Origin of the sequence: Citrobacter sp. wls826, from assembly GCF_005281245.1 — a bacterium.
In the GTDB taxonomy this organism is placed as follows: domain Bacteria; phylum Pseudomonadota; class Gammaproteobacteria; order Enterobacterales; family Enterobacteriaceae; genus Citrobacter; species Citrobacter braakii.
This window is the reverse complement of sequence record NZ_SZWS01000054.1, coordinates 64,268-75,180: the sequence shown is the minus strand read 5'-3', so window position 1 is coordinate 75,180 and position 10,913 is coordinate 64,268. Positions and strand designations below refer to the sequence as shown.

9 protein-coding genes are annotated in these 10,913 nt (G+C 53.5%); 4 read left to right on the top strand and 5 right to left on the bottom strand.

Annotated elements, in window-relative coordinates:
* Positions 1–33: 33 nt before the first annotated feature.
* Positions 34–270: a murein lipoprotein Lpp gene (gene lpp / locus FDW87_RS14370; RefSeq protein WP_003029373.1), complete on the bottom strand. Its 237-nt coding sequence runs from the start codon at positions 268–270 to the stop codon at positions 34–36.
* A 309-nt stretch (positions 271–579) separates the two neighbouring features.
* Positions 580–1,992, bottom strand: coding sequence for a pyruvate kinase PykF (gene pykF, locus FDW87_RS14365; protein ID WP_016152912.1), 1,413 nt, complete (start codon positions 1,990–1,992; stop codon positions 580–582).
* A gap of 577 nt (positions 1,993–2,569) precedes the next feature.
* On the opposite strand from pykF, the gene FDW87_RS14360 reads away from it, so the two are divergent.
* From FDW87_RS14360 to FDW87_RS14350, 3 genes are read left to right on the top strand one after another with little or no spacing between them, the layout of a single operon-like run.
* Entirely contained in the window at positions 2,570–3,592 is a 1,023-nt protein-coding gene (locus FDW87_RS14360) for a methionine ABC transporter ATP-binding protein (RefSeq protein ID WP_137379875.1), read from the top strand.
* Positions 3,585–4,253 (top strand): methionine ABC transporter permease, encoded by a 669-nt coding sequence (locus tag FDW87_RS14355; RefSeq protein WP_137379874.1) that lies wholly within the window; start codon positions 3,585–3,587, stop codon positions 4,251–4,253. Before FDW87_RS14360 ends, FDW87_RS14355 begins: the two co-directional genes overlap by 8 nt.
* 21 nt (positions 4,254–4,274) lie before the next feature.
* A complete protein-coding gene (locus tag FDW87_RS14350) occupies positions 4,275–5,087 on the top strand; it encodes a MetQ/NlpA family ABC transporter substrate-binding protein (RefSeq protein WP_003029358.1) in 813 nt (270 codons plus the stop codon).
* Positions 5,088–5,161: 74 nt separating this feature from the next.
* On the opposite strand, the gene ttrA is transcribed toward FDW87_RS14350, so the two are convergent.
* From ttrA to ttrB, 3 genes are read right to left on the bottom strand one after another with little or no spacing between them, the layout of a single operon-like run.
* A complete protein-coding gene (gene ttrA / locus FDW87_RS14345; RefSeq protein WP_137379873.1) occupies positions 5,162–8,233 on the bottom strand; it encodes a tetrathionate reductase subunit TtrA in 3,072 nt (1,023 codons plus the stop codon).
* A complete protein-coding gene (ttrC, locus tag FDW87_RS14340) occupies positions 8,226–9,248 on the bottom strand; it encodes a tetrathionate reductase subunit TtrC (RefSeq protein ID WP_047417786.1) in 1,023 nt (340 codons plus the stop codon). Before ttrC ends, ttrA begins: the two co-directional genes overlap by 8 nt.
* Positions 9,249–9,983 (bottom strand): tetrathionate reductase subunit TtrB, encoded by a 735-nt coding sequence (gene ttrB / locus FDW87_RS14335; protein WP_075849228.1) that lies wholly within the window; start codon positions 9,981–9,983, stop codon positions 9,249–9,251.
* A 227-nt stretch (positions 9,984–10,210) separates the two neighbouring features.
* Between ttrB and FDW87_RS22675 the strand changes: the two genes are divergently transcribed.
* The coding region (locus FDW87_RS22675; protein WP_252363205.1) for a phosphate/phosphite/phosphonate ABC transporter substrate-binding protein at positions 10,211–10,913 on the top strand (703 nt) is incomplete at its 3' end.

Genomic DNA, 10,913 nt, shown 5'->3' with positions numbered 1-10,913 from the left:
ACAATGTGCGCCATTTTTATTACACAGATACTATTACTTGCGGTATTTAGTAGCTGCGTTGTCCAGACGCTGGTTAGCGCGAGCTGCGTCATCTTTAGCAGCCTGAACGTCGGAACGCATTGCGTTCACGTCGTTGCTCAGCTGGTCAACTTTAGCGTTCAGAGTCTGAACGTCAGAAGACAGCTGATCGATTTTAGCGTTGCTGGAGCAACCTGCCAGCAGAGTAGAACCCAGGATTACCGCGCCCAGTACCAGTTTAGTACGATTCATTATTAATACCCTCTAGATTGAGTTAATCTCCATGTAGCGTTACAAGTATTACACAAAGTTTTTTATGTTGAGAATATTTTTTTGATGGGAATGCACTTATTTTTGATCGTTCGCTCAAAGAAGCATCGAATTGTGCAAAAACGGCTAAAAACCCGAGTGAAAACAGAAAGCTTCCATCGGATTCATCTTAGATAATCACGGATTAGATAGTGAAATCCGATTTGATTTTTTATTAATTGTAGCTATCGATAAAATAAAAAAAGCGCCACCAGGGCGCTTTTTTAAGCAAATTAATTCGCGTTGGAATTATTACAGCACGTGAACGGATGCCGTGTTGGTCGTGCCGCTCGGAACCAGTGCACCGGAAACCATCACCACAACGTCACCTTTCTGAGCCAGACCGCTTTCCAGAGCGACTTCTTTACCCAGACGATAGAAATCATCGGTAGAGCTGATTTCTTTAACCACCTGTGCAACAACGCCTTTGCTCAGCACCAGCTGACGCGCGGTAGTTTCGTTGGTGGTCAGCGCCAGGATGGTGGCATCCGGGAAGTATTTACGTACTGCGCGAGCAGATTTACCGCCCTGGGTTGCTACAACGATCAGCGGAGCATCCAGTTTTTCTGCAGTTTCAACCGCGCCACGGCAAACGGCTTCGGTGATGCGCAGTTTGCGGCTGTCGTTGTTGAAGTCCAGACGGCTGGTCATCACGCGGTCGGTACGCTCACAGATGGTTGCCATGATGGTGACGGCTTCCAGCGGGTATTTACCTTTTGCAGACTCGCCAGACAGCATTACTGCATCGGTACCGTCGAGGATGGCGTTCGCTACGTCACCGGCTTCAGCGCGGGTCGGACGCGGGTTTTTGATCATGGAGTCCAGCATCTGGGTCGCAGTGATAACGACTTTACGTGCACGGATACATTTTTCGATGATCATCTTCTGCGCGAAGATAACTTCTTCAACCGGGATCTCAACGCCCATGTCGCCACGAGCAACCATGATGCCGTCAGATGCTTCGAGGATTTCGTCGAAGTTGTTCAGGCCTTCCTGGTTTTCGATTTTGGAGATGATCTGGATGTTTTCGCCGCCGTGCGCTTTCAGGTGCTCACGGATTTCAACGACGTCAGAACGTTTACGGATAAAGGATGCTGCAACGAAGTCAACGCCTTGCTCGCAACCGAAGATCAGGTCCTGTTTGTCTTTTTCAGCCAGTGCTGGCAGCGCGATGGAAACGCCCGGCAGGTTAACGCCTTTGTTTTCGCCCAGATCGCCGTTGTTCAGCACTTTACAGATAACTTTGTTACCTTCGATAGCGGTAACTTCCATGCCGATCAGACCATCGTCAACCAGAACGGTATTGCCGACGGACAGATCTTTAGTGAAGCCTTCATAAGTAACAGCAACGATTTCGTTGTTGCCGACGACAGATTTGTCGGTGGTGAAGGTGAAGGTTTGGCCCGCTTTCAGGGAAACGTCGTTACCGCCTTCCAGTTTGATGGTACGGATTTCCGGACCTTTGGTGTCGAGCAGGATTGCGGCTTTCTTGCCGGTTTTGCTCATGACGTTGCGCAAATTCTTGATGCGCTGACCGTGTTCTTCATAGTCCCCGTGGGAGAAGTTCAGACGCATGACGTTCATGCCCGCGTCCAGCATTTTGGTTAACATCTCTTCGGATTCGGTTTTCGGACCGATGGTGCAAACAATTTTCGTCTTTTTCATGACAGTCTTAGTCTTTAAGTTGAGAAGGATATGGAAATCTGGCTCCCGCCGCGCACGGACGGGAAGCTAAACCTGAGTTACGAAAGTTGTGATGCCTCGCACTAAGGATAGGTGACATCGAAAGAGCGTGCAGAGGAATGTGTGCTTGTGTTTCAGCCCAACGGGATGGTGAGTTTTGTAGTCGTTGAGTTTTACAGGTCAATGTGCTGAAACCATTCAAGAGACAATTGGCGCGCATTATACGCTGAAAATTATCAAAAAGGAAAATGGAAACAGCGTTTCAAAACACTTCTGTGCAGTTTTACAGAAAATATTCATTAATTTGTTTCCAGGTATGGATAAAGAGGTTATTCGCAGCCGCAATTTGTTGCGCAACAAGGTGTAATTGTCATCCCAATCCCTGACTTTTTGTGTATAACGCCGACCAAACCAACATATTTCTAAAAGTTATATCAAATGCGTTTTAATTCATTTTAAAAGCCAATCTCACTGATTAAACTCGTTTGGACATCCATACTGCTAAACAGCCAAAAGCGCTAGCAGCAGAACAATAAGCAGCAGCGGATACCTAAACGACATGATTGTCCTGAAAAATATTTCGAAAGTGTTTACGCCAGGCAGGCTTGCCATTACCGCTGTCGATAACGTCAACCTGACGGTTGAACAGGGACAGATTTACGGAATTATTGGTTACAGCGGGGCGGGGAAAAGCACCTTAATACGCTTACTTAATGGTCTGGAAAAACCGACTTCAGGCAACGTAACGATTAACGGCCACGATATCTCTGCCGCCCGTGGGGAATCTTTACGTCAGGCGCGACTGAAAATCAGCATGGTGTTTCAACACTTCAATTTGCTGTGGTCACGAACGGTTAGTGAAAATATTGCGTTCTCTATGCAAATTGCTGGAGCGCCAAAAGCATCAATTAAAGCGCGAGTTGCTGAACTGATTTCGCTGGTGGGGCTGAGCGGTCGTGAAAATGCGTATCCGTCCCAGCTTAGCGGTGGGCAAAAACAGCGGGTAGGAATTGCCCGTGCGCTGGCGAACAATCCTGACGTTCTGCTGTGTGATGAAGCCACTTCGGCGCTGGATCCGCAAACTACCGATCAGATCCTCGATTTGCTGCTCGATATTAATCGCCGCTTCAAATTAACCATTGTGCTGATCACGCATGAAATGCACGTGGTACGAAAAATCTGCGATCGCGTCGCGGTAATGGAAAACGGCAGGGTCGTTGAGGAAGGCGACGTGCTCAACGTCTTTACCCATCCGCAGCAGCCGATCACCCGACAGTTCGTTCGTCAGGTGAGTCAGTACACCGAGGAAGACGAGTTTAACCCACAGTTGGCCAGCGAGCTGGGCGGTGTGGTGATCAAGCTAACGTTTACCGGGCAACGTACGCATCGGCCTGTGGTTGGCGAATTGACCCTGCGCTATGGCCTGCCGTTTAACATTTTACACGGCAAGATGACGCAAACCGCGCACGGTGTGTTTGGTCAGCTTTGGGTGCACGTTGTGGCCTCTGAGGAACAATTGAACAATATTTTGGCCGATCTGCGCCAGAGCGACATTGAAGGCGAGGTAATCAACCATGGCTGAAGAACTGTTTCCTCATCTGAAGTGGGACCAACTGCTGGCAGCAACCCAGGAAACGCTCTACATGACGGTCCTTTCTGGCGCGGCGACCTTTGTCCTGGGCGTTGCACTTGGTCTGGCGCTGTTCCTGACCGCACGCGGCGGACTGTTTCACAATCGCGCGGTGTATAGCGTTATTTCGCTGGTGGTGAATATCTTTCGTTCCATCCCGTTCATCATTCTGATCGTGCTGCTGATCCCGTTTACCAAAGCGATGGTTGGCACCATTCTCGGCGCTAATGCCGCGTTGCCTGCGCTGATCGTAGGGGCCGCACCGTTTTATGCGCGTCTGGTCGAAATTGCCCTGCGTGAAGTCGACAAAGGGGTTATTGAGGCGACGCGTTCGATGGGCGCACGGCTAAGCACGCTTATTTTTCGGGTTTTACTGCCGGAATCCTCTCCTGCTCTGGTGTCCGGGATCACCGTGACGCTGATTGCGCTGGTCAGCTACAGCGCGATGGCTGGAGTGATTGGTGCCGGTGGTTTAGGGAATTTGGCTTATCTGGAAGGATTCCAGCGCAACCACAGCGACGTCACGCTGGTGGCGACGGTGACGATTTTGCTCATTGTCTTCATCATCCAGCTTTGCGGCGATGTGATCACCTCTCTGTTAGATAAACGCTAATAAAATACGGAAACCATTATCATGAAAAAATCACTGACGTTACTCGCCGCAGCAACCTTAAGCGCCCTGAGCTTTGCCTCCTGGGCCGATACTCTGACCGTTGGCGCCTCTAACGTGCCGCACGCGGAGATCCTTGAGCAGGCTAAGCCTATTCTGGCGAAGCAAGGGATCGATTTAGAGATTAAACCGTTCCAGGATTACATTCTGCCCAACACCGCGCTGGCTGGCCGTGAGATTGACGCTAACTACTTCCAGCATATTCCGTACCTGAACAGCGTGATTAAAGATCATGCGGGCGATAAAACCTATGATTTCGTCAGCGCCGGAGCGATTCACATCGAGCCAATTGGGATCTATTCGAAAAAAGTGAAATCGCTTAAAGATCTGCCGGAAGGCGGCAAGGTCATCATGCGCGATGCGGTATCTGAGGAAGGCCGTATTCTGTCGATTTTCGAAAAAGAGGGCGTAATCAAGCTGAAGCCGGGCGTGGATAAAGTCACCGCGCGCATTAGCGATATCGTCGAGAACCCGAAAAAACTGAAGTTCCTGCCTAACGTGGAAGCCGCGCTGTTACCGCAGATGTATAACAACGACGAAGGCGATGCGGTGGTGATTAACGCCAACTACGCCATCGACGCCGGGCTGGATCCGGTAAAAGATCCTATCGCCGTCGAAAGTGGTGAAAACAACCCGTATGCCAACATCATTACCGTGCATCGTGGCGACGAGAAGAAAAAAGATATCGTGGCGCTGGTTGATGTCCTGCACTCAAAAGAGATCCAGGACTGGATACGCACCAAATATAAAGGTGCGGTGATCCCGGTAAATAACTGATCCGCGGGCGTTGCCTTATCCGGCCTACGACGTTCTGTAGGCCGGATAAAACGCGTTGGCGTGGCCATCCGGCGCTAGAGTTTCACTCGCTCAATCCTCGCTGGTAAACCCTGGCGCACCGCTGCACCTGACACCCAGTCAAGCCAGGTATTGGCTACCTGCCGGGTAGGGTCCGCAAAGCCCAAATCGTTGAGATTAATCCCCGACCTTATTTGTGCGTCAAACGCCATCGGCTTGCCGTCGAGCGTATGCTGCGCCGCGCCCATTTCTTTATGCCCATAACCGTGTTCAATGGCGATCACGCCCGGCATCACGCCATTAAGCAGGCTTATCTGCGCCTGCGCCTGACCGCCAGGCGTGGTGATACGCACCATATCGCCGTGCGCTAAACCATATCGTTGACCATCCTGCGGATTAAGCGCCACCAGATTAACCGGCTTCAGATGATGCAAACGTGGGATCACCGCCGTGGCGCTGGACATGGTATTGGATTTAAAAGAAATCAGTTTCAGCGGCCACTCTTGTTCCGGGAACAACTCCTCGACCGCACGCCCATCTGACAGGCGTGAAGGATACCAGGCCGGGCAGCCGCTGTAGCGCTCGCCGGTAATTGCATGGCGGTGCGCGGCGACGTCCGCATTCCAGATTTGTAGCGGTTTTTCCCACGCATTGCCTATCCGATTCTCAACCCGCCCGCTGTTGTCCGGCGCAAAACGCCCACCGCGGGAGTAGATAAACGCCACCCGGCTGATTTCATCGGCTTTCAGCGTTTGGGTCATCACCGGCACGATCCGCTGTACCCCAGTCAGCGCCAGGTCTTCCGGTTGCGCTTCAGCGACCGGCGCTTTGCCCATAAACGCAATATTGGCGGCGAGTCGCAGGTAGTAATCTTCCGCACGATTCAACGGATAGTGATTGCCCTGCGGATCGGTAATCGCATTGTCACCAAATCCGGGGAGCCCGATACGTTTTGCCACTGCGATACAGAAAGATTCCATCGAGGCGGGTTGACCATCAGCGGTACTGCTGGTTGCCGCTGTCACTACCGGCCAACGCGCGGTGGTGGCTTTACTGGCAACGCCGGCCCACGGGGCGCTGAATCCCCAACTTTCAAAGTTGTGGGTATCCGGCACGATGTAATCGGCCAGCGCCGTGGTTTCGTTCATAAAGGCGTCAATAGCGATAAACAGCGGCAGACGCGCAGGATCCTTGAGCTTTTCTTCCGCCACGTCGCGCAACCCTGCGATGCCGTAGAACGGGTTAGTCATGTTGGAGATCCAGGCTTTCAGTGGATAAGGGTAGCCTTCCAGCGCCGAGACGAGGAGTTCGGTAAGCTGGCCTGCGACAAACGGATACCACGGGGCTTTGGCCGGGAAGGGCGATTGTCCGGCCGCCACCTTATTGCGATACTCTTCGGAAGACTCATAAGCAGTTTTACTGCGCGCGATGCTTAATCCTTTTGGTTTTACCTTCCCGGCGAAGCTGTCCATGTTGTAGCGCGGACCGTCGGTGGCGCCATTGAACTTGCCGCCGCCGACAAATACGCCGCCTTCAAGACTGAGATTGCCAATCAGCGCATTGAGCATCATCACCGACCAGGCGTTATAAAATCCATTGCCTGCCATCATTCCACCGTGCGTAATCACCGCTGCCTGGCGGCCATGGCGGGTAAACGCGTCGGCCAGGGCGCCAATGTCAGCTTCAGACACGCCGCATTGCTGGCTGTACTGCGTCAGCGTTAGTTTCCCGGCGGACTCTTTCAGACACTGGAAGCTGCTTTTTACCGTCACCGTCTGACCGTCTGCCAGCGTGACCTGGCGGGTGACGAACAGCTGCGCGCGTGGGCAACTGCTGGCGGCGACAATTTCGCCGGCCTCGTTAATGACCACCGGCTCCTGGGCGGCGTTTGCACTCAAGTGCGCGAGGGTTAAATGCTGTCCGGCAAGGGTTGGAAGCTCATCGGTAATCACCAGATGCGTGGCGTTAGTCCAACTTTTTTCTCCGGCCTGCTGCATGGCCTGCACGCCGGGAATGGTGAGATAATCGGCGTTATAACGCTGTTTTTCGATAATCCAACGGATCATCCCCATCGCCAGCGCGGAGTCACTTCCCGGTCGTACAGGCTGCCAGTGGCCGCGATTGTCAGCCTGCACCGTGGTCAATGGCAGGGCCGGTGCCACCACCACGTAACGGAAGTCGTCGCGTAAACGGGCGCTGGCCAGTTGGCGAGCCTGGCGCTTAAACGGGTTACCGGATTGCGCCGGAGACGTTCCCATAAATAGCGCGAATTTGACGTTGTCCCAGTCGGGCTTCACGTGGGTATTTTTATCTAGATCGCCCATTAACGCACCGGAACCGGCCCGGTATGCCAGACCACAGTAAGCGCCATGAGCGCCGAAGTTTTTACTGCCAAAACTATTTAATGCAAAGCGGCGCAAAAATGTATCACGTCCTTCATCGCTGGTATTGGTGACCAGCAGTTGATTGGATTTAGGGCCAAAGCCGGGATGCCTGGCATCAAGCGGTGTGTTGGTGTCATGGATTGCCCGCAAGCCGTCAACGTGGCCTTCACCAAACAAGTCGCCGCCTTCCACCACCTCTTTGATCAGCTGTTCGAAGCTGATGCGCTGCCATTTTCCCTCACCGCGTTTGCCGACACGTTTCATGGGCTGGAGAATGCGTAACGGGCTGTATAAACCTTCAAGTAAGGTTGCGCCACGGGCGCAGGCCGTGGAACGCGCGTCAAGACCCGTTTCGCCCGCCAGTTGTTCCATTGCGGTGGCAAAGGGGACGGAGGCGTCAATATGGTGCTCGTGAGACAATGGGTGATAGGGGTTGCCCGCAATGCGCAACACCTTGCCTTGTTCGCTGTCAACGCGCACCCGCACGCCACACTGCGTCCAGCAGCCGAAGCACTGCGTCATGGAGATAACCTGCAGCGGGTTCTGCTGCCAGCGCGGCTGGGCATTGGCTTCGGGGATGAGGGCGTTACCAAAGATGCGGTCTCGGGTAATTTTGCCCGAGGAGCCGTCCAGCAAACCGTCTATCGCGCGCTTTGCCACATCCCGATAACTCAGGCCAAAAGTCACCATGCCACCTACGGCAAGGCCTACTTTAAGCCACTGACGACGGGTTAAATTAGCCATGTTGCATTCTCCTTGCGATCGCGTTCAGGGCTTCACGAACAATAATGATCAGTGCTATCCACAGGCCGAAGGTGCCCACAATGGCCAGCCAGCCATCGGTACCACCGGGCAGGGTGTAAGGATTAAACAGCGCGTTAAATTTCGGTACGGTCTGCACCTGGATAAGTAACGTCCAGCGCATCAGCCAGCACAGCGCCATCGCGCTAAATGCAAGTAATATGCGCAGCGGCAGTGATAAGGGGTTACGGAGCACCAGCCCGCACAGGACAAGCGAAACAAGCCATAGCGCAACCCAACCGATGGCGTAGTGTCGTGCTAACGGGGCAACGTTCAGCCATTGGCGAATAGCCGAACCGGAAAGCGTATTGCCGCTCACCCATATCACCACGACCAAAGCCAGTACCATCAGGGTGACTGTCTGCCCCCACGCCAGTTTGCGGGTCAATGTTCCCTCGCGTTTTGTCGCGGCGATGAGCAAGGCGAGAAACGTTTGCAGCGCGCTGAGGAACATCGCAACCGGAAAGGCGTAGCTGAACCAGACGGGACGCGCCTGCACTACCGACACTTCGCGGCCGGTGTATACCAGCAACCCGATGGCTGACAAGGCGCTACCTATCGCCAGCCACTTAGTGACGCTGTAACTTTTAAGCGTTAACCGTTTAACATGCTGCGCCAGAAACCACAGACCTAAGAAGCCGGTAAATAGCGGTAAAAACAGCGCGCCCCAGGGCATCCAGGACCACGGCGTCGGCCAGGCGTAGAAATGCCAGACGCGGGCGGTTTGGTGTAAGTCAGCGGTAAGCGCCAGCGGCGCGGTAATCGCGCAGGTCAGGGCGATTAACAGCGTCAGGTTTTCCAGTTCCGGCATCTCTTGTTTACGCCAGTGAAGCACGCAGGCGAACAGCGCGGCGCAGGCGGCAATGCCGATGAAAAAGAAATATTGTACGGCCCAGGGTAACCAACTTACGTCCTGGGGATGGGCCAGAACCTCTTCAATAACCAGTGAATGGTTCATTTAAACCTCCTGCCAGAGAGCGGGTTGAGCACGTCCCATCAACGGGGTTACAAACGCTTCGTCCAGACCCAGATAGAACACGTGCGGTGATGTCCCGTTTTCCGGTTTCAGGACTTTGATGGCGTCATGGTGTTCACGCAGCATTTGAGAAATCCGGCTGTGCTGATCTTTGATATCGCCTATGATGCGCGCGCCGCCGACGCAGGATTCCACGCAGGCCGGGAGCAGGCCAGCTTCGAGGCGGTGAACGCAAAAGGTACATTTATCGGCGGTTTGTGTTTCATGGTTGATGAACCGCGCATCATAAGGGCAGGCCTGCACGCAGTAGGCGCAGCCCACGCAGCGCGTGTTGTCGACCACCACAATGCCGTCTTCGCGTTGGAAGGTAGCCTGTACCGGGCAAACGGGCACGCAGGGAGGATTATCACAATGGTTGCACAGCCGCGGCAGCAGGACGTTGGTGACGCTCTGCTGACCTTCAATCTGCACCTGGTACTGGTTAACGAGGGTGCGAAATTCACCCTGCGGCGTCTGGTTTTCAATGGCGCAACTGACAGTACAGGCCTGGCAGCCGATACAGCGTCGCAGGTCAACCAGCATGGCGTAGCGATGCTGAAGTGAGCCTTCATGGCGTTCAGGCGAGAAGGGAAATTGCGCCTGAGCCAAGGGTACCAGTGATGCGCCAGCGGTCAGGACGCCCAGTTGCTGGAGAAACTGCCTTTTACTGCTGTCCATATTTTCTCCCGTCACGATGCAACAACGAAACATTGGTCACGCCGTTGGTTTGCGTGTGATGAATAAAGAATCTTGATGATTTACAGTGTAAAAATCGTGACGGGGGGTACTCTATTGTGGTTAACCACATACCCGGCTTGTTGTTGATCTAAAACAACATAATTGACAGGGATAATTGAGTGGGACGCAACGTAGCAAAATGTCTGACGGTGCTGGTGTCGCTATGGATGCTAAGCGGTGTGGTCAGGGCTCAGACATGGAACATTGGCGTTTTGGCGATGCGTGGGGAGGTCTCCACACGTAATCACTGGCAGCCGCTGGAAACCCTGTTGAATCAGCAAATTCCCGGCGAACAGTTTCATATTCAACCGCTGGACCTGCGGCAGATGCAGGAGGCGGTGAATCGTGGAACGGTACAATTTGTGGTCACTAATCCGGCGCAATTTGTTCAACTAAACAGCCGCGCTGCGCTACGCTGGCTGGCGTCACTCCGTTCTACTCGCGGGGGGAAAGCCACCAGTAATGTGATTGGCAGCGCGATCCTCGTCAGGCGCGATAGCGGGATAACCTCCGCACACGATCTGATCGGCAAAACGGTGGGTGCCATTGATGCTCAGGCATTTGGCGGCTATTTGCTGGGATATAAAGCGCTCAGCGATGCCGGCCTGCGCCCGGAGCGCGATTTGCGCCTGACGTTTACCGGATTTCCCGCCGATGCCTTACTCTATTTATTACGCGAAAAAGCCGTGCAGGCAGTGATTGTGCCGGTGTGCCTGTTGGAAAAAATGGACGAAGAAGGGCTTATTCGTAAAACAGATTTTACGGCCGTGCTTAACCATCCAACGTCGATTCCCTGTTTAACCAGTACGCCGCTCTATCCTGACTGGTCATTTGCGGCACTGCCTGCGGTAAGCGACGAGCTGGCCGATC

Excerpts from the sequence above, each read along its gene's own strand:
- lpp (WP_003029373.1), bottom strand. The coding sequence starts at position 270 with ATGAATCGTACTAAACTGGTACTGGGCGCGGTAATCCTGGGTTCTACT.
- pykF (WP_016152912.1), bottom strand. The coding sequence starts at position 1,992 with ATGAAAAAGACGAAAATTGTTTGCACCATCGGTCCGAAAACCGAATCC.
- FDW87_RS14360 (WP_137379875.1), top strand. The coding sequence starts at position 2,570 with ATGATTGTCCTGAAAAATATTTCGAAAGTGTTTACGCCAGGCAGGCTT.
- FDW87_RS14355 (WP_137379874.1), top strand. The coding sequence starts at position 3,585 with ATGGCTGAAGAACTGTTTCCTCATCTGAAGTGGGACCAACTGCTGGCA.
- FDW87_RS14350 (WP_003029358.1), top strand. The coding sequence starts at position 4,275 with ATGAAAAAATCACTGACGTTACTCGCCGCAGCAACCTTAAGCGCCCTG.
- ttrA (WP_137379873.1), bottom strand. The coding sequence starts at position 8,233 with ATGGCTAATTTAACCCGTCGTCAGTGGCTTAAAGTAGGCCTTGCCGTA.
- ttrC (WP_047417786.1), bottom strand. The coding sequence starts at position 9,248 with ATGAACCATTCACTGGTTATTGAAGAGGTTCTGGCCCATCCCCAGGAC.
- ttrB (WP_075849228.1), bottom strand. The coding sequence starts at position 9,983 with ATGGACAGCAGTAAAAGGCAGTTTCTCCAGCAACTGGGCGTCCTGACC.